This window comes from Deinococcus yavapaiensis KR-236, from assembly GCF_003217515.1.
Lineage (GTDB): Bacteria > Deinococcota > Deinococci > Deinococcales > Deinococcaceae > Deinococcus_A > Deinococcus_A yavapaiensis.
On record NZ_QJSX01000006.1, the window covers coordinates 38,317 to 62,528 of the forward strand.

Annotated in this window: 16 protein-coding genes and 4 pseudogenes; 12 read left to right on the plus strand and 8 right to left on the minus strand. The window is 64.6% G+C overall.

Annotated elements, in window-relative coordinates:
- Positions 1 to 459 precede the first annotated feature (459 nt).
- The 4 genes from DES52_RS08935 to DES52_RS08950 form a co-directional block, all read right to left on the minus strand.
- A complete protein-coding gene (locus DES52_RS08935) occupies positions 460 to 2,355 on the minus strand; it encodes a hypothetical protein (protein WP_110886474.1) in 1,896 nt (631 codons plus the stop codon).
- 418 nt (positions 2,356 to 2,773) lie between these two features.
- Positions 2,774 to 4,003, minus strand: coding sequence for a tyrosine-type recombinase/integrase (locus DES52_RS08940; RefSeq protein WP_146237232.1), 1,230 nt, complete (start codon positions 4,001 to 4,003; stop codon positions 2,774 to 2,776).
- A complete protein-coding gene (locus tag DES52_RS08945) occupies positions 3,996 to 4,193 on the minus strand; it encodes a helix-turn-helix domain-containing protein (protein ID WP_110886476.1) in 198 nt (65 codons plus the stop codon). Before DES52_RS08945 ends, DES52_RS08940 begins: the two co-directional genes overlap by 8 nt.
- Positions 4,194 to 4,333: 140 nt before the next feature.
- Positions 4,334 to 4,726, minus strand: coding sequence for a hypothetical protein (locus DES52_RS08950; protein ID WP_110886477.1), 393 nt, complete (start codon positions 4,724 to 4,726; stop codon positions 4,334 to 4,336).
- Between the two features lie 197 nt (positions 4,727 to 4,923).
- Between DES52_RS08950 and DES52_RS08955 the strand changes: the two genes are divergently transcribed.
- The 11 genes and pseudogenes from DES52_RS08955 (at position 4,924) to DES52_RS09005 (ending at position 19,440) form a co-directional block, all read left to right on the plus strand.
- Entirely contained in the window at positions 4,924 to 6,096 is a 1,173-nt protein-coding gene (locus tag DES52_RS08955) for a tyrosine-type recombinase/integrase (protein ID WP_170130969.1), read from the plus strand.
- A gap of 155 nt (positions 6,097 to 6,251) precedes the next feature.
- Positions 6,252 to 6,374, plus strand: a pseudogene (locus DES52_RS23705) (winged helix-turn-helix domain-containing protein); the annotation flags it as partial.
- A 199-nt stretch (positions 6,375 to 6,573) separates the two neighbouring features.
- On the plus strand, positions 6,574 to 8,073 hold the full coding sequence (dndC, locus tag DES52_RS08965; protein ID WP_110886480.1) for a DNA phosphorothioation system sulfurtransferase DndC: 1,500 nt from the start codon (positions 6,574 to 6,576) through the stop codon (positions 8,071 to 8,073).
- Positions 8,070 to 10,106 (plus strand): DNA sulfur modification protein DndD, encoded by a 2,037-nt coding sequence (gene dndD, locus DES52_RS08970; RefSeq protein WP_110886481.1) that lies wholly within the window; start codon positions 8,070 to 8,072, stop codon positions 10,104 to 10,106. Before dndC (DES52_RS08965) ends, dndD (DES52_RS08970) begins: the two co-directional genes overlap by 4 nt.
- A 10-nt stretch (positions 10,107 to 10,116) precedes the next feature.
- The gene (gene dndE / locus DES52_RS08975; RefSeq protein ID WP_170130970.1) at positions 10,117 to 10,512 is read left to right on the plus strand and encodes a DNA sulfur modification protein DndE; all 396 of its coding nucleotides are present in this window, start codon (positions 10,117 to 10,119) and stop codon (positions 10,510 to 10,512) included.
- On the plus strand, positions 10,505 to 11,677 hold the full coding sequence (locus tag DES52_RS08980; RefSeq protein ID WP_211317890.1) for a cysteine desulfurase family protein: 1,173 nt from the start codon (positions 10,505 to 10,507) through the stop codon (positions 11,675 to 11,677). Before dndE ends, DES52_RS08980 begins: the two co-directional genes overlap by 8 nt.
- Complete coding sequence (locus tag DES52_RS08985) at positions 11,674 to 13,311, plus strand: DGQHR domain-containing protein (RefSeq protein ID WP_110886483.1); 1,638 nt, start codon at positions 11,674 to 11,676, stop codon at positions 13,309 to 13,311. The genes DES52_RS08980 and DES52_RS08985 overlap by 4 nt, the downstream gene beginning before the upstream one ends.
- A complete protein-coding gene (gene dndC / locus DES52_RS08990) occupies positions 13,308 to 14,678 on the plus strand; it encodes a DNA phosphorothioation system sulfurtransferase DndC (RefSeq protein ID WP_170130971.1) in 1,371 nt (456 codons plus the stop codon). The genes DES52_RS08985 and dndC (DES52_RS08990) overlap by 4 nt, the downstream gene beginning before the upstream one ends.
- Positions 14,678 to 16,624 (plus strand): DNA sulfur modification protein DndD, encoded by a 1,947-nt coding sequence (gene dndD, locus DES52_RS08995; protein WP_146237234.1) that lies wholly within the window; start codon positions 14,678 to 14,680, stop codon positions 16,622 to 16,624. The genes dndC (DES52_RS08990) and dndD (DES52_RS08995) overlap by 1 nt, the downstream gene beginning before the upstream one ends.
- Positions 16,625 to 17,185: 561 nt before the next feature.
- The gene (locus DES52_RS09000) at positions 17,186 to 19,063 is read left to right on the plus strand and encodes an ATP-binding protein (RefSeq protein ID WP_110886486.1); all 1,878 of its coding nucleotides are present in this window, start codon (positions 17,186 to 17,188) and stop codon (positions 19,061 to 19,063) included.
- An 11-nt stretch (positions 19,064 to 19,074) separates the two neighbouring features.
- On the plus strand, positions 19,075 to 19,440 hold the full coding sequence (locus DES52_RS09005) for a hypothetical protein (protein WP_170130972.1): 366 nt from the start codon (positions 19,075 to 19,077) through the stop codon (positions 19,438 to 19,440).
- 122 nt (positions 19,441 to 19,562) lie between these two features.
- Here DES52_RS09005 and DES52_RS22530 read toward each other — a convergent pair whose 3' ends face one another.
- The 3 genes and pseudogenes from DES52_RS22530 to DES52_RS23420 all read right to left on the minus strand — a co-directional run.
- Positions 19,563 to 20,168, minus strand: a complete 606-nt coding sequence (locus DES52_RS22530; protein ID WP_146237235.1) for a hypothetical protein — start codon at positions 20,166 to 20,168, stop codon at positions 19,563 to 19,565.
- Between the two features lie 190 nt (positions 20,169 to 20,358).
- Positions 20,359 to 21,354: pseudogene (locus DES52_RS23255) on the minus strand (IS630 family transposase).
- A gap of 43 nt (positions 21,355 to 21,397) precedes the next feature.
- Positions 21,398 to 21,723 (minus strand): annotated as a pseudogene (locus DES52_RS23420) (helix-turn-helix domain-containing protein); the annotation flags it as partial.
- 43 nt (positions 21,724 to 21,766) lie between these two features.
- Between DES52_RS23420 and DES52_RS22885 the strand changes: the two are divergent.
- Positions 21,767 to 22,045 (plus strand): annotated as a pseudogene (locus DES52_RS22885) (integrase core domain-containing protein); the annotation flags it as partial.
- 577 nt (positions 22,046 to 22,622) lie between these two features.
- On the opposite strand, the gene DES52_RS09020 reads toward DES52_RS22885, so the two are convergent.
- Positions 22,623 to 24,212, minus strand: a complete 1,590-nt coding sequence (locus tag DES52_RS09020; protein ID WP_110886490.1) for a DNA sulfur modification protein DndB — start codon at positions 24,210 to 24,212, stop codon at positions 22,623 to 22,625.

Here is a 24,212-nt window from a genome sequence, read left to right on the forward strand (position 1 = left end):
AGGAGCTTCGCTTGGAACTGTCTCGTCGCCTGCTCACCGGGGACTTGCGAGACGAAGGCCCACGAGAGCTCAGCGAAGGGCAAGTCATTCGCTTGGCCGTGGAGCACCTTCGACACATCTGTACACCGAAGGTCAAGGAACCGAGGCGGGCTACGCTCGTCAGCGCTGGCTGCAAGAAATGCTGCGTGGCGAACTCGAACAATCCCGGGAGACGCACCAGGAGAGCATGCGCGAAGTCAAACGCCGCAAGTGATCGAGCACCACCGGCGGGCATGCCTGCCGAAGCACAGAAGGGGGAAGGCGACACTCGCCTTCCCCCTTGCGTCTCGAGCGACCTGCACTCGCTTGCCTTCTTCTCCAGAATCAAGGCGTGGCACCTTGATCGTTCTCCATCGGTGATGAACGTTCGGACGACTGGCTTCCCTCAATCATCGTTCACGACCGAGGGAAGCGCAGGCCTCAACGCGACGAATCGCGGGCGGCCAAGCGCGCGTAATACCCTTCGTCGAGCAACTTCTGCTCGTCCGGCTTGAAGTACTTGCGCATGACCGTCTCGATCGTGTCGCCGAGCAGCGTCGCCGCTTGCTGCACGTCCCTCATCAAGCCGCTCATCACGATGAACGTCGCGACGCAATGCCGAATCGCGTGCGGTTTAAACCGCTTTCCCGTCCCTTCCAAGGAAGCGTCGTCCACGCAACTCAAGATGTACTTCTCGCTCATCTCCACCCATCGGTACTCGCCTTGCTCGTCGGTCAGGGTGGACAGCATCGGGAACACGAGGGGCGTCACCGTCTCGAAGTCGTCCCCGACGAAGATTCGTAGCTGCTCGCGCCACCACTCGATCCACCCGCCCGCCTTCTCGGGCAAGCGCAGCTCGTACTTGCGAATGCCGCGGCTGTACGAGCCGTTCTTCAATTCATCGCCGACGAACCGCACGTGCCACGCGCCGTCCTGTTGGTACAAGTTCCGGCCCCACTGCATTTCACGCCAGTTGCGCGACCGCAACGGCATGTGGATGCCGAGCCCGAAGAACACGGCGGCGAACCGACGGCGAAACCACTGCCGATTCGACGGACGGCGATCGTCGGTCGTGCGCGGCAAGGTGCGGCGGCACCACTCGGCGAGCTCTTTGAGTTCGAACGGCGTGCGCAAATCGACCTCTTCGGCTTTGGCGAGCAACTGCTTGCTTTCCGCGTCGCGCAGCGTGTGCTTGCCTTCCAACGTGAGTTGCGACCACGGCGCGTCCGGGTGCTTCGACGTCGCGTCGTACGGCGTGTCGAGCTCGCCGATCGACGTGAGGTACTTCGCGATTTTCGCGAGCGCGGAGCACGTCTGGCGAAACTGCGCGTACCCGCCTTCGGACACGCGCGTGAAGTACCACGCGCGGAAGCGCAGCAGCCGCTCGAGGTCGATGAAGTCGTGCAGCGTCGGTTCCGCGATGCCCTCTTCGTTCACCATGAAATCCACGACGCGGTTGAGGCGCGTTTGATCGTTGTCGAACGAGCGGGGGCGCAAGCTGTGGCTGCGAAAGTATCGATGCCCAGGCCCCGCGTAATTCCCGTCGGTGTACGCGGCGCGCATCCGCTCCACCTCCGCTTTGAGTCGAGCGGACCACTGCGCCCGTTTGAAGCCTTGTTGCCACCGTCCCGTCTTGATCTTCCGCAGGTGCCGCGCGGCTTTCGGTGCGACGCCCGGCAGCGTCAACACGTCCCCGAGGGCCACGCGGACGTTCTTGAGGTCCGAGCTTTCGTTCGACAAGCGCTTCTTGTCGTTCGTGCTCAGCGGCTGCGTCGCGTCGAGGCCGAGGCGTCGGCGTAGGCCGCGCTCCAAGTCCGCCAGGAGCTCGTCGAGGTCCCGCGCGAGGAAGCTGAGCGGCACCCGCGACAAGTCGTCGGTGTGTGCGTGCCCGAAGGCGGCGTCTCGCAAGGCGCGGCGACGCCCCGAGAGGTCGCTGGGAGAACGCGAGGCGTTCGTGACCGCCGCATCGCTGTCTTTCGGGCGGGTGAGGTAGTACGTCCAGCCGTGTTGAGCGGTGAGGTCCGCGGCGTCCTTGACCGCGGTCAGTTGCTCGATGTCGGCGAGCGCCTTCGCTCTCGCTTCTGCTGCCGTCGCGTCTGGTTTGGCCGTGGCGGTCGAGGCGGGAACGCGTTCGCCCGCAGCGGTCAGACGCGCGTGCACCCGCGCGGTTTTCGCTCGCCCTTTCACCGCGCGCTCCGACGCTTCCGAACGCGACCGACGACGCGACGTCGCGTCGGTCTTCCGAATCGTCGAGGTGTTCGACGTGATGGTGGACGACCCGGTGTCGCTGGTTTCTTCGAAGTCTCCGAACAACGAAACTTGATTATCGATTTTCATGAGGCCCTCCTCGGGGTGTGTCATCACTCGCTCGACTTCAGGCGTGAAGCAAGTGGGCTTGGCAGGATTCCTGCCGAGATGTTCCTGAAGCGCCGCGCTTTAAGGCGGCGCTTCGAAGTTCAGGAAGAAGTGGGAAGGTGTAAGTCGTAAAAGCAGCGAGGCATTCCTGAAAAATGACGGTCGTTGTCGTCCGATGACGCCCGTTTCGGCCGTGCTGCACGCGAGTCGAAACGCAGCTTCGGACGATGGCATCTCGTGGCGTCCCTTGCCGCCCGCGCCGCTTCCTGAAACCGCCAAAAACCTTCCTGAACGCCGTCCAGCACGAAGAATTCGGGAAGGGGCAAGCGGAGCTGCCCGCGTTGACCTTGCGCCGCTTCAAGCTCACGACGGACGATCTGCCGTGTTGCCGAGCGCCTGCTCACGCGCCCACCCGCCCGAAGGCGTCGAAGATGAGATTGGCGGGCTTTTCGCGCAGCAAGTCGCGCAGACCCACGACGTGCGCGCGGTGCTCGCTCTCGAACACCATGCGGTACGTGTTGAGTGTGACGCGAATGTCCTCGTGCCCGAGCCACGCTTTCACGACGTCGGCGGGCACGCCACGCGCGAGATGCAAACTCGCGCACGTGTGACGCAACATGTGAAAGTGCACGCCCGGCAAGCCCGCCGCCTCCCCGATGAGACGCGCGCGGCGCGACAAGGCGTCCGGGTGGAAGCGCGCACCGACGCTGTTCGTGAACACGTGATCCGAACCGCGCCACTTGCCGCCCAGCATGCGCGCGAGCTCCAACTGCCGAGCGCGCCACGCGCGCAGCAACGCCACGGTTTCCGGTGCGAGCGGAACGCGTCGCACGCTCGCCGCGCTTTTCGGCGTGCCGAGCACCGGGCGGCCGCGCACCACCGTGAGGTTCTCACGCACGAACAACACGCCCGCGTCGAGGTCCACGTTCACCCAACGCAGCGCCGCCGCTTCGCCGCGCCGCAACCCGGTGAGGCTCACGACTTGAAACACCGGGCCCGCCCACGCTTCGAAGGCCTGAGCGGCTTGCAAAAACGCGCCGAGCTGCCAGCTGTTCAACGCACGATTCTCGTGCGCGCGTGGCGACGGCTGCCCTTTGGGCAGCGGCACGCCCGCCGTGACGTTGCGCGCGACGATCTCGTGAAGCACCGCGAAGTCGAGCGCGCCTTTGAGCAACGAGCGAACTTGCTTGAGCATCGACGCGCCGTACTGCCCGGCGAGCTCGTGGTACACGCGCTGCACGTCCAGCGGCTTGAGGGCCTGCACGCGTTTCGCGCCGACCAACGGGTCAAGTCGCCGTGCGAGGTCCTCGTTGTTGGCCGTCGTCTTCGGTTTCCAGTGCGCTCGCCGCGCGTCGATGTGCTCGACGAGCAATTCGCGCACGGTCAGGACGCTCGGTAAGGACAAGGTGCCTCGGTTGACGTCCGCGAGCAGTTGCGCGCGCGTCACCTCCGCTTCGCGCGCCGTGGCGACCACGCGGCTGATTTGACGTTGCTTGCCTCCCACGAGCCCGAAGGTGACGCGCACGAGGTAGGTGGTTTCGTTCGTGTTCTTGTTCTTGCGCGGGCGGATGCTACCCGCGCCATTCGGGGCTTTCGTTCGCCGCTCGGATTTCGAGGGACGCTTAGTCATCGCGCTCACCTCGGCGTTCGTCGTGCCGACGGCGTTGCTCGGCCGCCCAAGCGTTGATCGCCTCGTCGGAGATCCGGTACTCTTTTTGGCCGATCTTGAACGCGAACAACTCGCCGCGCCGAATCATGCCGTACACGACCTTCTCGCTGCACTTGAGCCGTTCGGCCAAGTCTTTCACGGTGTGGTACATCGTTGAAGCCTTTCGTTGGAACGGAGGCTTCGGCGTGGTGAGGTCCGCGGGCTCGACGCGAAACGCGGAGCGTGGTCAATCGACCGGGCGGAGATGGACGTTCACATCGCGTTGAAGAGCACCACGAGCCGCTCGACGCCTCAACGCGATGCGACGAGGCGGGGTTCCACACCCGCGTGCACCGCCGGACGCGTCGCGCGTGGCCGCGTTCTTCGCGTGACCGTGACGGTCACCCTGAAGCGGACTTCACGCATGGCTTCCTGCACCGTTTGCAGCAAAGCGCTCAGCACCAACTCCAACCACGCTTCGTCGAGTAGTCCGATCAAGGCGCGTGCGGCGCGCAGGCGAATGAGCGCCTTCACGAACGCGAGGACGTGCCCGATGGGTCGTCGGCCGCGTGTGTGCTGCTCGAAGCCCCACGCGTGTCCACCCTCGATCAGCGCGTGCTGCACGTTCAGGAATTGCGCGCGCATGTGAAGCGGCGACGCGGAAGAGCGTCGAGCGTTGGAAGTGTGGTGGAAGGCGGCGGTCATAACGGGGAGGGCGCCTCGCGGGCGACTTGATTTAAGAGTACATAAAGACGCGCATGCAAGTCATTCGCATAAGCACATTTGCCCCACGGCCCTCGACCGCCTCTGCGTACGTAGCTTTCCAGACTCGCTATTTCGCGCGGTCAGAGCGAACATCCCACACCAGGAAAGCGAGAAACGCTCTCCAGGAGGGAGAAATCATGAAACGACGAACGAACGGCGACGGGTGCGTCAAGAAACTACCGAGCGGCAGCCACCGCTGGCAGATCACGCTCGGGTTCGACGAGCACGGCCGGCAGATCCTCAAGAGCGGCACGGAGAAAACCAAGCAGGACGCCGAGCGCGCCCGCGTGCAAGCCTTGGCAGACCACAGCCGCGGCTTGCTGCCCGTCCCCAGCCAAGTCAAGGTCGGAGAGTGGCTTTCGCGCTGGTGCGCTTTGAAGCGCGCGAACCTCGCGCCTAAAACGCACGCGAACTACCAGTACGTCATCGACCGCCACCTCATTCCGCTGCTCGGCCACAAGAAGCTGCAAGACCTCAAACCGAGCGACGTGCGCGCCGCGTACGTTCACCTCGCCGACCGCGGCTTCTCGAAGTCGCTGCTGCACCAAGCGCGCGTCATCCTGCGGCAAGCCCTGCAAGAAGCGGTGTTCGATGAGCTCGTCGCGCGCAACGCCGCCGAGGTCGCGCGCTTGCCGAGCTTCAAACGCTCTCAGACCGCGCGGGCGCTCGACACCGCCGAAGTCACAGCCTTCCTGCGCGTGGCGAGCGAGCACCGCTTGGGGAGGCTGTTCGCGTTCGTGCTTTCCACGGGTCTGCGACGAGGCGAGGTGTGCGCCCTGCGCTGGGTGAACGTCGACCTCGAACGAGGCATTCTCCGCGTACGAGAGAACGTCACGGTCGTCCATGGCAAGGCCGTGCTGGGCGCGCCGAAAACCGAGGCGGGCGTACGGGACCTGCACCTCGCGTCGGACACGGTTGCGCTGCTGCGCGAGCACCGACGTGAGCACGGTGTGTCGCCGAACGGGTACGTGTTTACCAACGCCCGCGGCGAGCGGCTCTACCCGGATTCCCTGACGAAACTCGCCGGGAAGCTCGCGCAGCGAGCCAAGCTCGGGGATGTGCGCTTTCACGACCTTCGCCACACGTACGCGTCGCTGATGCTCGCGCGGGGCGTGCCGATGGAAGTCGTGAGCGAGAAGCTCGGGCACTCACGGCCCAGCACGACTGCCGACATCTACCGACACGTGTTCGCCGAGGAGCATGAGCGGCACACCCTCGACCTCACGGAGCTCCTTACGCCAGTGCCGTTGAAGATTCGCAGCGCCGCGAAGCGAGTCGAGGACGTGGACGCAGACGAGCCCGCCGCCTAAAGTGCGACTGAGAAGCGTGTGTGACGTTGTTTACGATACTCACGACATGCCAGCACGATGACCATGAGGTGCCGCCAACACGCTCCGGCGCAAAGCGTAACTTAGCAAGTGGCTGCGCATGAGCCTTCGGATTCCCGAGCGACGCTTGGTCGGGGAAGCGAGTGCAAGCGTTGATCGCCAAGGAGTTCGGCGTGGTATACCACCGAGACCACATGTTCCCGCTGCTGCGTCGCTTGGGCTTTATTCGCCATCGTTTGCGGAGATCGAAAGGCGTTTGACCCGATGCCCTCATCTTGGTTTTGCTCGTCTAGGACGCTTTTCAGAATCACTTTAACCAGTTTTGATGACTAACTCGTCGTCTGGTCGGTTGCGTTAAGGTCAAACGCGCGAATGTAAAGCTACCGTTTTACCTTTTTGCTATACTAGCTACGAACTGAGCGGGTGCGCGTGCCACCCCTTAAGTCCTTCAGGAGAGTTATGCGCAAAGGTCTACCGAGCGAAAGCTCGTTCAGCGAACACCGATCCATTCACGACGTCCTTCAAGAAATTCGAGACGTGTATCAACGTTACCCTCAACCTTGGGTGCTGGGGTACAGCGGCGGCAAGGACTCCACCGCCGTGCTGCAACTCGTGTGGCGCGCCCTTGAAGTCCTACCGGAAGACCAACGCCAAAAACCCGTGTACGTCATCTCGTCGGACACCCTCGTTGAAGCGCCTCTTCTGGTCGACCACATTGACCGCAACATCGCCCTCATCGAACGAGCCGCGCGTGACGCGCGCATGCCTTTCGTGCCCGCCAAGGTCAAACCCGTCTTGAACGACACCTTTTGGGTGAATTTGATTGGTCGCGGGTACCCGGCGCCATCCTCGAAGTTCCGTTGGTGCACGGAACGCCTCAAAATTAATCCGGCCGACCGCTTCGTCGAAGAGAAAGTCGCGGAGCACACCGAAGTCATCATGATTTTGGGCGTGCGTAAAACCGAAAGCGCCACGCGCATGCAACTGCTGAATTCGTACATGGTCAATGACCACGTGCTGCGCCGACACTCCTCGCTGCACGGCGCGTACTTGTACTCGCCCATCGTAGATTTCAGCACGGACGACGTGTGGAGTTACCTGCTGCAAAACGCCTCACCTTGGGGCGCGGACAACCGCCAGTTGTCCGCAATGTACCGCAACGCCACGTCCGCCGGCGAGTGCCCGCTCGTCGTGGATGACAGCACCCCGTCGTGCGGCCAAAGCCGCTTTGGTTGCTGGGTGTGCACTGTGGTCGAACGAGACCGCAGCATGGACGCCCTCATCGAAAACGGCGACGGCGACAACGATTGGTTGCAGCACCTCGCGGACTTCCGCACCTTCCTGCGTGAAACCACCGATCCGGCGCGCAAGCACATTTACCGTGATTTTCGCGGCCGCAACGGCCGCGTGATTTACCTCAAGGACGGTACGCTCGGCGCGCGCACGTACCGCCTTGACACGAGCCGCGAAATGCTTCGGCGCCTCCTTGAAATTCAGGAGAACATTCGTCGCGAGGGCCCGCCCGAACCGATCACGCTCGTCAGCGACGAGGAACTACACGAAATTCGCCGCTTGTGGCGCACAGAACGCCAAGACTGGGAGGATTCCGTCCCGACCATTGTGCGTGACGTCACCGGTCGTGACCTCGCGTGGCCCACGAACGACGACGGACACTTCGATGCGGATCACCGCGCGCTGCTCGAAAGTTTGTGCGACGAGCACGGCGTGCCGTTTGATTTAATGGCGCGCCTCCTCGAAGTTGAGCGTCGCTCAAGTGGCGTCACGCGCCGCGCCGGCGTTGTGAAGGAACTCGGGGAAGTGCTCGAGCGCGAATGGCGCGCCGAAGAAGAACTGCTCGCCGTGTCTCGTGCGCGCGCCGAAGGCGCGTTGTACCCGGTGGCGGCTGCCGCGATTGAAGAAGAAGCGGCGCGCCGTGACACACAGAAGGCGCGCGCGTGAAGCTCCTCGAACTGGAAGTGCGCAATCTCGGCTTGTACCGTGACGCGCACCGCTTCGACTTCACGACCGGCGCCCCGCCCCGCAACCTCGTGCTCGTCACCGGACACAACGGCGCCGGGAAAACAACTCTGTTCAGCGCGTTCGGCCTCGCGTTGCACGGCCGCTTGAGCTTCGGGGACCGCGTGAGTGACGACGCGTACCGCGCGCACGTCTTGGCTCGCTTTCATCGGTATGCCGGGACGGAAGGCTTGTTCGACGGCGTGCGTGACCGCGCCCAAACGCAGGAGGCCGGGGTGCGCCTCGCCTTCGAGTACGTGCGTTCCGGCCGGCCCGCGCGGGTTGACGTGCACCGCACGTGGCGTCGCCGAGGTGCCGGCGTCGAGGAGGACTTGGTGGTGCTCGTGGACGGCCACGCGCCCGACGCGCACCGCGAAGATTACCAAGCGTTTCTCAACGACCTCGTGCCGCCCGGCGTGGGCTTTTTGTGCTTCTTCGACGCCGAGCGGCTCGACGCGCTGTCTCACCCGGACAACGCGACGCTGCTCGCCGAAGCCGTTCGTCGCCTGCTGGGCTTGGACGTCGTGCGGCGCCTTCGCTCTGACCTCGAGCGGTACAGCGCCGCGAACAAGTCGACCGAGCATGCATCGCGCGGCTTGTTCGACAAATTGTTCGACATGGACGCCGCGACGCAAGCGGACCACGCGCGGCAACGAGACGTGCACGCACGCCTGGGCGCCCTCGACACGCAGCTTGCGGAGTTGCAAGGGCAAACGGAAGAGCTCGAGCGTCGCATCGCGGCCGAAGGCGGCGGATACGCTGAGCGCCGTGAACGCTTCGGATTGCGCCGCGCGGAACTCGACGCGATCATTGAAACGCAAGAAGCGCGCCTTGCGGGCCTCGCGACGGGCCTGCTGCCATTCGCGCTCGCGCCTGAATTGTGCCGCGCGCTCGACATACGCCTCGAGCGTGAAAGCCGCGCCGCGTCGAGCGGCGCGACGCGCGACGCGTGGAACGAACACGTGGCGCGCGTCGCGGACGCGCTGGAGTCCCCAGATTTCTGGTTGAACGTGACGCTGGAGGACGCGGCGCGCGCGCAACTGCGCGACCGTTTCCTCAACGTCCTCGCGCTGCCACACGACATAAGTGAAGTGGCGCTGCACCCGCTGTCCGAACCGGAACGCACTCGGTTGCGCGCGTGGCTGCTTGACGTCAACGAGACACTCCCGCGGGAAGTGGTGGGCATCGCGCGCGTCCTCGCGGACGCCTCAGCGGAACGCGCGGCCGTGCAAGCGGACTTGGACCGCGTGCCCGACGAGGACGTGTTGCGGCCTCTGCACGAAGAACTCGCCCGGCTCGCCGAGCGAACGCGCGCCGTGCGTCAAGAGCGCGACGAACGCGAAGCGGACCGCGCGGCCCTCGACGCGAAACTCGCTGCGGCGGAAAAGAAACGCGAGCAGGCCCTCGCGGATCTCGAAGCTACCCGCGCCTCCGAACGTCGCTTGGAACTCGCCGCGAAAGGCCAGTTGGTGCTGCGGACCTTCGAGGACGCCTTGGCGCGTCAACGCCTCGAAGCGCTCGAGGGAGCGCTCGTGGCGCGCTTCAACGCGTTGTGCCGCAAAGATCAACTGCTCGACCGCGCGCGCATTGATTCACGCACGTTTCAAGTGCAACTGCGTGCGGCGGACGGCGCGCCGTTGCTGCTCGAGAGCTTCTCCGCCGGCGAGCGGCAGTTATTCGGTTTGTCGTTGCTGTGGGCGCTTCGTGACGTCACGAAGCATGACCTTCCGCTCGTGATCGACACGCCGCTGGGACGTCTTGACCAACTGCACCGAGAGCGGATGATGCGTGACTTCGTGCCCGCCGTGAGCGACCAAGTGGTGCTGCTCACGACGGACGCGGAACTGGACGACGCGTTGTTTGATGCGGTGCGGCCACAAGTGGCGCGCGCATACCGCCTCGCCTTCGACGCGCAGCACGGCGAAACACGTCCAAGTGAAACGTCGCTGCACGCCCCGGCCTTGGCGGGCCGATGAGGAGACCTACATGAGTTTAAACAAGGTGTACGTGGACCGCGAAGCGGATTACCGCTTGCGCGCCCTCAAAGCTCGCACGGGTCTCACCCCGAACTTGTTGTGCCGCCTTGGGTTTTGCTTGTCACTCGCGGAACCTGGCGTGCCCGAACTGGAGTTGTACGCCAACGGTCAAGAACGCGAATTCAACCGCTACACCCTCACGGGTGAATGGGATCCGTTGTTCTTCGCGCTGCTGCGTGAGCGACTGCACCGCGACGGCCTTGACCCGGTGGCGGACTTGGAAGCGCAGTTCAAGGCGCACCTCGGGCGAGGCGTGCAGATGCTGTCGCAACGCGTCAAAACCATGGCAGACCTCGCGGCGCTCATCGTGACGATGCAAGACAAAGCGGGAGGTGTTCGTGCTTGACGCGTCCCGTCCGGTGTACATGGATTACCACGCGACCACGCCCGTGGATGAGCGGGTTGTGCGCGCGATGCTGCCGTACTTCACGGATGTGTTCGCGAACGCCGCGAGCGTTGATCACGAAGCGGGCGCGCAGGCGAACGCCGCCGTGGAGGCCGCTCGGGACCACGTGGCGCGCCTGCTCGGCGCGCGCAGCGACGAAATCGTGTTCACGAGCGGCGCGACCGAAGCGGACAACCTTGCGATTCTCGGGGCGACCGAGAAACTCGCGGATAAAGGCAATCACGTCATCACCACGGTCGCGGAACACAAAGCGGTCCTCGACGCGTGCAAGCACCTTGAGCGTCTCGGGAAACGCGTGACGTACCTGCCTGTGGATGCGTACGGCCGCGTGAATCTCGATGAATTACGCGAAGCCATCACGAACGAGACGGTGTTGATTTCCATCATGGCGGCAAACAACGAAATCGGCACGGTCGCGCCGCTCGCCGAGATCGGCGCGATTGCTCGCGAGCGCGGCGTGCTGTTTCATACGGACGCCACGCAGGCCGTCGGGTACATCGACATCGACGTCGTGAAGCAGCACATTGACCTCTTGTCGCTTTCCGCCCACAAGTTTTACGGCCCGAAAGGGGTGGGGGCATTGTACGTGCGCAAACGCGGCAAGCGCGTGCGTCTCGCGCCGCAACTGCACGGCGGCGGACACGAGCGTGGCATGCGCAGCGGCACCCTCAACGTGCCGGGCATCGTCGGGCTGGGCGCCGCGGCCGACATCGCCCGCAAAGAACGCGAAGCGCTCGCGGCCCGCCTGCGGCACCTGCGTGACCGCTTGTGGCACGCGTTGCAAGCGGCCGTTCCGGGCGTTGAACTCAACGGACACCCGACCGAGCGTCTTCCGCACAACCTCAGTGTCTTCATTCCCGGCGTGGAAAGCCGGTCGCTGCTCGTGCAAACGAAGCGTGACGTGGCGCTTTCCACCGGGTCGGCATGCACCACTGCGTCGGTGGAGCCGTCGCACGTGCTGTTGGCATTGGGTTTCGGCGAAAACCGCGCGCATCAATCTGTGCGTTTCGGGTTGGGTCGAGGCACGACCGAAGCGGAGGTGGACTTCGTCGCAGCTCGCGTCGCAGACGCGGCAGCTCGCTTGAGACAGTTGGTGGCTTCGTGACGACGACCGACGTGACGAGCGCCCTCGAGAAGATTCGCGACGCGCAAGCGCTGCAGCGCCGCATCGTGCAAGATCTGCTCGATGATCAACTGCACGATGAAACGCGGGTGCTCGTCACGGCGGGCCGCATGGGCGTCACGACGTCCTACGTCGGCACCGTCAGTTTCCGCTGGATCGACCGGAACGTCAAAATTTTCACGCAACTCGACCTCATCCGCAACCGCCTCGATGACCGCGGGCAATTCGTGCTGGACAACGAAAGCATCGACGAATTGCAGCAACGCGCGCCTGACTGGTCTCGCCAAGCGGTCCTCGTGCATTACTTGCTGCGCAACCGCGCCCGAAAGTTTCCCGCGATGCTGCTCGTGGTGTCCGAAGCATGGGTGAACGACCCGGCCGCGCCCGAATGGAACGCGGAAGGCCGCGCCACGAAAGCCTCCGTGCCGTTCGCGCGGCTCGACGGGCAGGGCCGCGTGGGACTCGTCGAACTTCGCCGCGGCGTCACGGTGTACGTCGTGGACGGTCAGCACCGTCTGATGGGCATTCAAGGCTTGTTGGAGTTGCTGCGCACCGGTCACTTGGATTTACGCGCCGCGAACCGCAAACCCACGGGCGTGGAAAGCCTCGAGCAACTCAAAGTCAGCCTCGGCTTGACCGACGCGGATATCGCCAGCGTCGAAGACGAAACGATGGGCGTGGAATTCATCCCGGCGGTCATGCAAGGCGAAACGCGCGAGGACGCGCGCCGCCGCGTGCGCTCGACCTTCGTGCACGTCAACAAAACGGCTCGGCCACTCACGCACGGTGAGCTCGCCGCGCTCGACGAGGAAGACGGCTTCGCGATCGTGGCGCGCACGATCGCGCGTCAGCACCCGTTGTTCAAGAAAGAAGAAAGCGGAGACCGCGTGAGCCTCAAGACGACGGCGCTGCCCGACCGCAGCAAATGGCTCACGGCCCTCGCGACGCTCACGGACATGGCGCGCGGATACCTCGGGGCGGCCGCGCCTTTTCGCGCGTGGGTGCCGCGCCGCAAAGATGAACTGGCCACGCGGCCTGACGAAACCGAATTGGAGGACGCCACGCGCCGCTTTCGCGAATTTTGGGATGGCGTGGCGAGCTTGCCGAGCTTCGCGTCCATTCAAAAGGGCGAAGCGACGATCGACGAATGGCGGCAATTTCCGACGCGCGCCAAAGGCAAAAGCGTCGGGCACGGTCACCTCCTCATGCGTCCGGTCGGGCAAAGTATCCTTGCGGACGCCGTCGGGAAGTTGCACCGCAACGGCCAAGGCGTTCCGCTCGCGGACCTCGTGTCGCGGTTGCGCCGCCTTGACGAAGCGCACTTGTTCGACCGCGTTGACGCGCCCACCAGTCCTTGGTACGGCGTTGTGTACGACCCCGTCGGGCAGCGCATCGTGCTGTCCGGCCGAGACGCGGGCGTGTTGATTCTCACGCACCTGCTTGGCGGAGAAAGCGCCCTCACGCCTGCCGAGCGCGCCCGCCTTCTCGAGCAGTACCGGAAACTCCGCACGGTGCCCGGTGAAAACGGCGCTGCCCTGTACTGGAACGCCAGCGGGGACCGCGTGGCGTCACCGGACGCGATCGAGTTGCCTCGCGCGCCCGAAGGCACCGCGTGACCACCCTTTCTGCGTTCGATGCCCGGCCTCTAGTGGCGCAATTGGAGGACGTGCGCGCCGCGTACCTTGCCGATGAACGTCCGTGGGTTCTGGGGTACAGCGGCGGAAAGGACTCTACCGCGGCGCTGCACCTCGTGTGGCGCGCGTTGGAAGGCGTGCCGCGCGAGCGGCGCACGAAGGACGTCGTCGTCGTCGCGTCTGACACGGGCGTGGAGGCGCCGATGGTCACGGCGCGCCTGGACGATTCGCTCGCGTGCGTTGAGCGCGCCGCGCGCGCCGCTGCTCTTCCGATTCGCACGTGTCGCGTCACGCCCACCCTCGAGGACAGCTTCTGGGTGAACCTCATCGGCAAAGGCTACGCGGCGCCGAGCGTGAAGTTTCGGTGGTGCACGGAACGCCTCAAAATTCGCCCGACCAACCGCTTCATCGTGGAGCAAGTGCGGGCCAGTGGCGAAGTGATCTTAATTCTCGGGTCGCGCCGCGCGGAAAGCGCGACTCGCGCCCAGGTCCTCGCGCTGCATCGACAGAAGGGTGGGCCTTTTTCGCGGCACTCCACCTTGCGCGGCGCACTAATTTACCCCCCCATTGAAGCATGGAGCGACGACGACGTGTGGTCGTACCTTCTGCAAGACCCCTGCCCATGGGGCGGCGATCACCGTGATCTCGTGGCGTTGTATCGTGGGGCGCGCGGCGGAGAGTGCCCGTTGGTGGTAGACACCCGCACCTCTTCGTGCGGCGGAGGTCGGTTCGGGTGCTGGGTATGCACGGTCGTGGAACGCGACCGCAGCATGGAAGCCCTCGTGGACGCCGGAGCGGACTGGATGGAGCCGCTGCTGGCGTTGCGTGACTTCTTGTCCTCCACCCAAGACCCGGCGCGCAAACGCGAGCTGCGCGAAACGCGGCGCCGCAACGGCCGCGTGAAAATCGCGCGCGACGGCGGCCATGTGCCCGGTCCATACCGCCTGAAAGTGTGCCGCGACGTGTTGCGCCGCGTGCTCGAAGCACAAGAAGCCGTGCGGCGCACCGGCCCGGACCCCACCATGACGCTGATCAGCGACGCGGAACTGCACGAAATTCGCCGGGTGTGGCGCGAGGAACGCCACGATTGGGAAGACGCCTTGCCTGGCCTCGTGCGCGCCGCGACCGGCCGCGCCTTCTGCCTCTCTCTCGAAGACACGCCGCACTTCTCCGCGGACGACGACGCGAAGCTGCGCGCCGCGGGCGAGCGGCACGGGGTGCCCGTCGAGCTCCTGCGCGCCCTGATCGACTTGGAGCGCTTCGCTTCCCCACACGAAGGCAGCGAGGCGCGCGAAGGTGCCCTCAAACAGCTGCTCGCGCGCGATTGGTGGACTTCCGAGGACGCCTGATGCTGCTCCACGCCTTGGAACTGCGTAACTTCGGGCCGTTCGCGGGCACGCACCGCCTCGACCTGCGGCCCCGCTCGCCCGACCGACCCATCGTGCTCATCGGCGGAGGCAACGGCACCGGGAAAACGAGCATCCTGGAAGCGTTGCGGCTGTGCCTGTGGGGCGACCGTGCCCATGACCGCTCGTGGACGGCCGAGGAATACGCGGTTCACTTGCGCCGCTGCCTGCACCGCCCCCCGGACGGTCCCGCGGCCTCTTGCGGCGGCGTGACCGTCGAGTTCGAGCACACGCGCGGCGCCATGACGCGCGTGTACGCCGTGAGGCGCGACTGGACCGCGCACTCGCGGGGGGTGCGCGAGGAGCTGAGCGTCACCTGCGACGGGCAAGTGCTCGAAGGCGCGAACGCTCGGTCGTGGCCGCGCTTCGCGCGCGACCTCGTACCCGACGGGCTCGACGCCGCGATGCTCTTCGACGGCGAACGTTTGCAGGCCTTTGCGAGCGACGACGGCGCGGCTTTTGCGCGCGCCGCGCGTGCCCTCTTCGGTCTCACGGCCCTCGACCGGGCGCGCGACGCGCTGCGGACGCACGCGCGCCGCGAAGCCGCGCGCGCGCCCGACGAACTCGGCGGCGCCTGGGACGGGCTGCAGGCGGAACGCGACCGACTCGCGTTGCGCGAGCGGCGCTCGGGCGACCGTGCCGCGCGGGCCCGCCGTCAAGCCGCGATCGACCGCGCGGCCGTGAGGGACCTCGAGGCGCGCCTCATGCGCGAAGGCCGCGACGTGCAGGCGCTGGAACGCGAACGCGACGCGCTTCAAGTCGCCCTTGAAGCCGCCGAAGCGGACGTGCGCGAGCGCGCCGGGGGCCTCGCGCCGATCGGGCTGCTGGCCGACCTCGCTAGGCTCGCTGCGGGACGCCTGGAGGCGCCCGCCCCGCTGGGCGAGGAGGCGCGGAGCGTGCTCGAGGACGTTCTCGCGCAGCTCGAGGACCACGCGTGGTGGCCCGACGACGGAACGAACGAAGCGCGCGAAGCGGTCGCGCGTCGTCTGCGCGATCACTTCGCGCCCCGATTGCGCGGCCACGGGGACTTCTTCGGGAGCGACGCGGAGCGCGCGCGGCACGCGCGGCGCCTGCGCGACGCGCTGGCGGAAGGGCGCGCGTGGCGCGCCGCCGCCCGGGAACTGCTCGACCTCCGCACGGCGTGGGCGAACGTCACGGCGGAGCTGGCGCGTCCGGACGACAACGAGGGCCTCGAGGGCGTGCGGCGGACGTTGGCGGAGGCGCGCGCGGCGGTGGCCGCGTCCGAGAAGGTGTTGGCCGAGGCGGAAGCGGAGGTGACCGCCGTGCGAGACGCGGACCGGCGGGCCCGCCGGGCGTTGGAGCAGCTGCAGGTGCGCCTCAAGCAACGCGACGCCCGCACGGACTGCCTTGCGCTCGCCGCGGCGTCCCTCGACGCCCTCACGGACTTTGCGGCCGCCCTGCAAAAGGAGCGCGCGACGGCGTTGGCGGCGGCGCTGCGCGAGTGCTTGGGCGCCTTGCTAAACAAAGCCGGCGCGATCCACGACGTCGCGGTCGACGCCGACACCCTCGCCATACGTGTGCTCGGCCACGCCGACGCGCCTTCGGCCGGGGAGCGGCACCTGCAAGCCGTTGCGCAACTCTGGGCGTTGTCGCGTGTTGCGAAACAAGGATGTCCCCTTGTGCTTGACACCCCCCTCGCTCGCCTGGATATGGTTCATCGTGGCGCCATCGTGCAGCGCTGGTGGCCGCAGGCGTCTGTGCAGCTGATCGTGCTCACTACAGACACGGAGGTAGATGCCGTAGCGCTAAACAGCGTTATAGGTAGCGTATCGCATTCGCAACGCTTGGAGTTCGATCCGATCCGAGGCTCTTCCCATGGGTTCGTCGGGTACATTGATCTCGACGGGGTTCCGAGCGATCAGCGTTGAAGTGTTTCTGTGTGACCAGGGGCCGCGGACAAGGCACGGCCCTCCTTTGTTGCTTGGTCGGTGAGACGGCACCGAGGGCCAGGCGTTCGAGGCCAGCAGATTGACCAAGCAGGCCACGCATCCCCACATCACCCCGCAGCGCCCCAATGGATTGTGGAGGTGGGGCTTCAAGAAGGGCTTCCACACTGCGCGTACACCTCAAGCTCCTGCGTCTGCGCTTCTCCCCCTCCTCTACCCGCGCGAGGAATTCGGCAGTCGGTACGTCACTGGCGTAATCCTACCTTCATTTTCGGCATATGTGGCCTGAGTTACCGTAGTTTGCTCGGAAGCGGATAATATATGAGAGCGGGTCCTGACGATTCTCATGGCAACGTCTGTGGGAGGAGAACGGTTGGGAGCGTGACAGTCAAAGTCGGTGCGGCGTCCTCGACGCTCCGCTGCGCATTGACCGAACCCTGACCTCGCTCATATCGATCAGCCTTACGACCCCGCTCCGCGGGGTCGTTGTCGTTCGAGAAGAGCGCAGGGGGGATCCGCAACGCGCAGTTCAGGAGGAAGAGTATGACCGACAAGAACGCCCCGTCCGCCCCCGTCACCCGCCGCGCCAAGCCGAACGCCCCGGAAACGCCCGTCGACGCGACCCCCGACTTCCCCTCGTCCCGCTCCTTCTTCGAGGACACGAACGTGCTCGAGTCCCTGCGTACGAGCGAGTACGGCTTCGAGGGCGGCCTGTTCGAGTTCGTCGACAACGCCATCGAGTCCGGCGCGCCGCACGTCTGGGCGGGCATCAAGACCGAGGAGAAGACCTCCACCGACAAGAACGGTAAGAAAACCAAGACCGAGATCGTCTCCGAGGTGTACGTCGTCGACGACGGGTGCGGCATGAATCCCAAAACGCTGCACAACAGTCTCGCCATCGGCGCCACCATGCGCGCGTCCCGCCGCGGCCAGTCGCTCGGGATCGGCCGGTTTGGCGTGGGCCTCCCGCTGGGCAGCATCTCCCTCGCGCGCCGCGTCGACGTCTACTCCCGCGAGAGCCAGAATCAGCCCTTCCTGCATACCTACCTCGACCTCGACGAGATCCGTGCGGGAGAACAGCGCGACATCCCCGCCCCCGTGCCCGCCGAGCCGCCCGCCGAGCTCGCGGCCTTGCTGCAGGACAGCTCGGGCACGATCGTGCACCTCACAAAGTGCGACCGCCTGCAGTCGGACCCGATCAAGCCGGACAAGCTGCGGCGCGCCAGCGAGGTCGAAGCCGGCGTGATGAACGAGCTGGGCCGGGTCTACCGGAAGTTCATTGAGGGGGGACGTCAGATCTTCTGGAACAAGCAGCGCGTGCTCTTGCACGACCCGCTCTTCGTGAGCGGCCCGACCATCTTCGACCAGCCCTCGCTGGACTTGCGCGCCCGGGAGGTTGATCCGATCGTGATCCCGCTCGAGATTCCCGGCAAGCCCGGCGAGACAGCGGACGTCGTCGTGCGCTTGAGCCTCCTGCCCGAGGAGTGGCGCCCCGAGCAGGGGGCGGGTGGCTGGAAGTCCAACAAGGAGCGGCACATCGACGACAACGAGGGCATCTCGATCCTGCGCGCGGACCGCGAGGTGTACTACGGTCGTTTGCCCTACCTCCTTGGAGGAGGCTCTGGGCAGGTGGCGTACGAGCGCATCGACCGTTGGTGGGGGTGCGAGATCAGCTTCCCGCCGGAGCTCGACGAGTACTTCCACGTGCGCTACATCAAGCGCGGCGCGGAACCCGTCCCGTCGTTGCGCGACAAGCTCCGCGAGCGCATCTGGCTGACGATCAAGAACTTTCGCAGCGAAATTCAGGCGGTCTTCCGCAAGAATGCCCCGTCGCCGTTTGAGGAGCAGGAGCAGCCCTTCGCGGATGCCGAGCGGGCCTTCGCGAAGGCGAGTGGGGTGCTGCCCAGCGGGAAGCTCGGACGGGATGTGGACCCTGAGCAGGCGCAGGAGGCGCTGGAGGAGGTCGCCTCCAACGCCGACGTCGGCAAGGGCGAGCCCAAGGTGATGGAGGAGCGGCGGAAGAAGCACCTCGAGCGCCTCCAGGCCATGCCCGTGAGTATCGTGCCGGTGAACTGGCCGGGAGGGAGCTTCTTCGAATCGGTCCACGCCGGGGGGAAGATCATCGTCAGCCTCAACACCGCCCACCCCTTTTACAAGGAGGTGTTCTACCCGCTGTGCGGGAGCGTCGAGGGGCTGACGGAGGAGTCCGACGCACACATGGGGGCGTCGACGCCGGAGCAGCGGTTCGCGCGCAACGCGATGATGCTGATCCTGATGAGCTTTGCGCAGGCGGAGGCCTTTTTCCCGAAGGAGGACCAGCAGGAGCTGATCAACTCGTTGCGTGCGCAGTGGTCGATCGCCCTCGCGACGGCCACGAAGGAGCTCGTGAAGGTGACCGGCGGCCTCGGGGGACGCGAGTGAGCGGGCCGTTCGTGCCGCACGTACTGCTTCCGCAGGTGGTGCGTCGGGTCGTGGAGCCGGGGCGGTCGGGCGTGTACGTGCTGGGTCGGGACGAGCGGGGGTTCAAGCCCGGGTACGTGGGCCGGTCGGACACGGACCTCCAGCGCCGCCTGGCGACGCACAACCACCGTGACGAGTTCGAGTACTTCATCTTCCGGTACGCCGGCTCACCGGAGGAGGCCTTCCGCCTGGAGTGCGAGCTGTGGCACGCGCACGAGGAGACGGCGTCGGGGATGCTCAACCGCATCCACCCCGACGCGCCGAGCGGCAGCGGCCTCGAGTGCCCCTACTGCGCGTTCGGCAAGGACCTCGCGGCCCTGTTGCGACACGTGAGCTAAGCTTATTTTTGGAGGCGCGCCGGTTCATCCGGCGCGCCTCCCTTTGTCTCAGCACCCCCGAATCTAATACTCTGCCGACTAATTGAGAGTAGCCTCTTGAGATGATGTAGGGATGCGTCGCTCTATAATCCTATAAGGCCCATTACCCTGATAATGTCATCGTGCAAGCCAGACGGTTCTTTGGGAAGCGAAACACGATTTATTCCATAGAGTTTAGAATGTGCTAGGGCGGTGAGAGCGAAGCCTTCGCAGAAAACCTCCGAGCCGTACGCGGCGTATTGGGTGCACTGGGCTATACCCATTGTGCCCATACGATCACGATAGCCTTTTATGCCCTGAATGCATTCCCCCACCTCGTGTAGAAAGGCGGCGGTGAGGCGAGTGGATCGGTGTTTTATATCGGATGCAATATGATGAGGAAGATCTCCAGGCGCATGGGACTTTAAATTCAAGCCCATGCGAATCAAGATGGTTCCACCGTTGCCATGAGGCTCCCACAGACAGCTTCCATCGCCGGACCACGGTTTGGTGTAAAGATCATGCCTTATATCAAAAAGCCAATCAAATGCCTTCGGATAAACCTCTCGGACGGACTGCATGCCGAGAGAAACTATCCTGTTAACCTCAAGACTGCCAGGAGGAGATTTGTAATTAGAATCAGAGTCTTCGTCTAGTCTCCCAAAAGGAAGGAAGTGGGCCTTTTCGATATTGTATCTTCTCATAATCATGCCGATTCCTCCTGCCAGCCCATCTTGAAGCGCCTTCGTCGATTGATGGGGCGATGATGCTCATGTCACCAAAGGGGTTACGTTAACACTCGAAGTCATCCCAAAAACGCTCACCGTCTCATGGTCGGTAACATAGTTCGTGCTCGACCTCCACGATGAACGCTGGGTCTCCTTACCTCTTGACCTCGGTCTAGCTTGGCAACGGTAGGAGGGCGTCGAGCAGCCGAGCGGGAAGCTCAACATATCGCACACGTTTACAGCCGGAGCGGAGCTTAGCTTTGAGCTCGCCCATGTTTCGCGGGCAGAAGTTGCCCAGGACATGCTTTTTGACGTACGCCCACACCCGCTCGATTGGGTTGAGTTCAGGTGCGTACGGCGGCATAAACACCAACGAGAGGCGTGCATGTTCGGCCACGAAGTCTTTCACTCCTTTCGCCTTGTGGATGCCCGCGTTGTCGAGCACGATCACCACGTTGCCCTCGACGTGCGAGAGGAGGTGGCGCAAGAACGCGATGACCTTGGCCGCCTTGATCGCGCCTTTAACGGTGTGCTGGAGGAACTGCCCTGTGGTCGTGATGGCTTCGATGGTCGAGAGCTTGTCCCAGTTCGCCCGCGATCGGATCAAGGGCGTCTGACCTCGGACGGCCCACGTGCGCGTCACCGTCGTCTTGAGGCTGAAGCCACTTTCGTCGAGGAAGACGACCGTTGTACCGGCCTCAACCTTTTTTCCCCAACTCAGGCAGAACAATTTCCACCCAAGTGCGAATCGTGTCTTCGTTGCGTTCCAGTGCCCGTATGTCCGGCTTCTGGCACGACCAGCCGAGATCATGCAGCACTTTGCGGACGTGATCGCGGTGATACCACACGCCGAACAAGCGACCGATCAAGTCACGGATCGCTCCACCCGTGTGCTTGTGGACCTTCTCGCAGCTTCGTCACGAGTTCTTGGCGCTGCTCAGCGGACAGGGCGCGTGGAGGACCAGCGGCCTTTGTAGCTTTCAGTGCGTCTGAGCCGTGATCACGCAGGTCTTTCTTCCAGCCGCGCACCGTACTTTCCGCGACCCCGAGCGCTTCGGCGATCTTCTTTGGTGCTGGCCTCGCCTGCTTCGAGCAGTTGCTGGCTGTACAGCCGACGTTCTTCGTGCTGCGCTCGACTGAGCTTCTTCGGTCGCCACGCCGACAACATGCCCTCAGCTTACTGCTCGTTGCCAAGCCGTGCCGAGATCAATAAGATGCCGGGCGATGTCACGCACGCCTCGACCTTGTACTCGGCACAGAGCGATTTCTTCGCGCTCAGCGAACGACAAATACCGCTTGGTCGGTGCATCGCTTCTCGGTGCCAGCGTCGCTGGTGGCATCCCTCCAGCCTCCCGAAACCAGCGTACGCCGACGGCGGGCGAGACGTTTGCACTTCTGGCAGCGTCCTCGCCCTGCAAGCCCTGGGCGATCAAGGCCCAAAACCGCCTCTGGTCCTCACGTCGAGCGACGCGAGGCCGCCCGTGGGAGCCCAGCCTTCTCGTCGCGCTCGATCGGATGTTCGCTTCTTGGTCGTCATCCCAGCCCATTTCTTCGAGGTGTTGCGACGACCACTTGAATTCACCCAATATGCCAGCCGGGTCTACCAGCAAGAACTGCGGACCATGAACGCGGTGACGAGCATGAGCCGAAAGGGGAATTGTTGGGACAATGCTGTCGTAGAAAGCTTTTTCGGCACTCTGAAGCGCGAACTTCTTAATGGGCGCGTGTTCGAGTCGAGGCCGCAGGCGCGGTCGGAGGTGTTCGAGTACATCGAGGTGTTTTTCAACCGGTAGAGGCGGCATTCGACACTGGGCTTCTTGGCTCCGGTAATCTTCGAGGAGCGACGTCGGGCAGCCTAACCCTGATGTCTACAAAACCCAGGCAAGTTCAATCTGCTCGATCTCGTTGGCGAAGGCGCTCAGGTCGGGCCAAACGCTTTCACCGACTCGACATAGGGTGCACCACCCATTGCAACGCAGGCGTTGTCCACGTTTACTCCATCGAGGAAATGGGCGACGATGCGATCCTCGAGAGGCGCGTCGTGAGAGCCGCTCGTCCCGATCAACCTCGGCGCGAACGGTGCGTTCGCCGTGCGGACGTTGGAGGGCGAGGAAGTGACCGAACTGAGCGAGCACGGACGCCCGTGCTCGTGTCCTCGAGCGAGGATCTCGTTGGGTCGAACGGCGAGGTGCGGCTCAGTGGGATCGAGATGGGGAGAGCTGTTGTGTCGCGGCGCTTCCTGTGGACGGAGGACGCTTCGGGGTGAGGGGGCACCGGATCGATTGGCCGCCGAGTCCGGAAGCCGCCACACCGACGCGCGACCGAGGGCGGATGCGTCACCGAAGTTCGTGGCGCAGGTGAACCGAGAGCGAAACCCTTCCGCGACGCACCGCGGCCACCTGCAGACGTAGGAACGACCGAGGTGAAAAAGTCGTCCTAAAACAGTTGCGGCAACTCTATTTTTTCAGTACTCACCTCGTTTCCATCGAGGTCTATGGCCAACCCCTCTCCCGTGGTGCGTGTTATCAAATAGACCTCCCTGAGTAGGCCTATTTGTGAATCGCTAAACTTCTCTCCCAGAATCAAACCCATCAGCCGTGCGGATATGTCTCGCCCTCCCGCGATGAGCCGGCGGCGCTGTGGGTCATAAAGCGAGCCATACCAGGGGCTTCCGGGCCAACTCAAGTTGAAACGCCCGTCTCGATCGAGCCGTATCAACTTTTGGAAAATTTCCTCAAGCGAATGGTTCATTTGAAAATGCAATTTGCCCACCGCCTGCGCTAAAACGCTCTGACCTATCGGTCGTAGCAAAAGGTGCATCTTGGGCGATTCTTCTTTGTTGCCCGAATCCTTTTTATTCCCTGGATTGCGCAGTTGCGCGACACTTCCTTCCGAGCCCAAGCTCTCGAACACGGGCAGGGTTTGCATGTGATCCCACAGCTCGTCGAAAAAAACGCGCCCGTGCTCAAGCTGAGTGTCCGTCGGCCGCAAAGGCGTGACGCGTGGGCTCTTGGAAGGCCACCCTTGGAAGGCCTCGTGCGCCCCGAGGTACCGGCGCACCATGTCTTCAAGGGTCGCCAGAGTTGTCACGGCCGTTGATCGTTGCGGCAGGGACGCGTTTTTCATGTTCACGCGCCCCTCCGTTTCGAGCAGTGGGTGCGTGAGGGCGGTGTGGCGCGCGACGAGCGCGAAGCCGTCGTCCTCGTTGAGCTGGGTAAGCTCCCCTGCGGCGAGCGGCACAGCCGTCTGGTTGACGTGCACGAAAGTGGCGCGCACGCGCCGCAACGCTTCCTCGCGCGTCTCGCCTCGGTTCACCGCGACTATGAACTCCACGCCGAGCGTTTCGCTCGGCAGGGTCTGCAGGTAGCCGTGCGTGATGCCCTGCGCGCCGTGCCGAGCGACGATCCCTTCGGTCGTGAGGGGCTTTTGGGGCAGCTCACGCCCTTCGGCGTTCTTGCGGGGCAGGCGGCCGTGGTCAAGGAGGCGCATGAGGCCTTTGAGGGCCATGAGGCGGTGCTGGCCGTCGAGGGCGTACATCCGCACGGGCGCGTGCCGGCGCGCAACGCGCAGCAGCCCCAGGGTGCCGTCGGCATCGAGGGCCTCGAACTGCGCGGAGGGCCGCAAGGCGCGGCCGCCCTCGCCCCATTCGGGCGCGGCGGGGTCGTCGACCCACGCTTCGCTGATCACCACCAAGATGGGGGGGAACTTGTGGGTGGTGCGGGACGTCAGGTACTCCACGAGGGTCGCTTCACGGCGGTAGTCGGGCCGGCGTTGCTGCAGCGCTTCGACGGTGTCGCGATTCACACGCACCGCGCGCCCGCCGCCTTGCAGGTGGTCTCGAAACAGGGGAAGCTCGGCCGCGAAGGAGACGTTCTCGGCGATCCACTTTAGTGGGGCCGCGCCGATGAAGGAGGTCGTGTCGCCCATGCGGACGGTGTGGACCGGTAGGTACGACGGGGAGTCGAGCACGTCGGCGAGCAGGGCGCGCAGCGCGGCGTGCTTGTCAGGCGGGGAAGGGTCGGCCAT

What these genes read in the sequence shown, in the direction of transcription:
- DES52_RS08935 (WP_110886474.1), bottom strand. Translation starts at nt 2,355, where the DNA reads ATGAAAATCGATAATCAAGTTTCGTTGTTCGGAGACTTCGAAGAAACC.
- DES52_RS08940 (WP_146237232.1), bottom strand. Translation starts at nt 4,003, where the DNA reads ATGACTAAGCGTCCCTCGAAATCCGAGCGGCGAACGAAAGCCCCGAAT.
- DES52_RS08950 (WP_110886477.1), bottom strand. Translation starts at nt 4,726, where the DNA reads ATGACCGCCGCCTTCCACCACACTTCCAACGCTCGACGCTCTTCCGCG.
- DES52_RS09020 (WP_110886490.1), bottom strand. Translation starts at nt 24,212, where the DNA reads ATGGCCGACCCTTCCCCGCCTGACAAGCACGCCGCGCTGCGCGCCCTG.
- DES52_RS09000 (WP_110886486.1), top strand. Translation starts at nt 17,186, where the DNA reads ATGACCGACAAGAACGCCCCGTCCGCCCCCGTCACCCGCCGCGCCAAG.
- DES52_RS08955 (WP_170130969.1), top strand. Translation starts at nt 4,924, where the DNA reads ATGAAACGACGAACGAACGGCGACGGGTGCGTCAAGAAACTACCGAGC.
- dndC (WP_110886480.1), top strand. Translation starts at nt 6,574, where the DNA reads ATGCGCAAAGGTCTACCGAGCGAAAGCTCGTTCAGCGAACACCGATCC.
- DES52_RS22530 (WP_146237235.1), bottom strand. Translation starts at nt 20,168, where the DNA reads ATGATTATGAGAAGATACAATATCGAAAAGGCCCACTTCCTTCCTTTT.
- dndD (WP_146237234.1), top strand. Translation starts at nt 14,678, where the DNA reads ATGCTGCTCCACGCCTTGGAACTGCGTAACTTCGGGCCGTTCGCGGGC.
- DES52_RS08945 (WP_110886476.1), bottom strand. Translation starts at nt 4,193, where the DNA reads ATGTACCACACCGTGAAAGACTTGGCCGAACGGCTCAAGTGCAGCGAG.
- dndE (WP_170130970.1), top strand. Translation starts at nt 10,117, where the DNA reads ATGAGTTTAAACAAGGTGTACGTGGACCGCGAAGCGGATTACCGCTTG.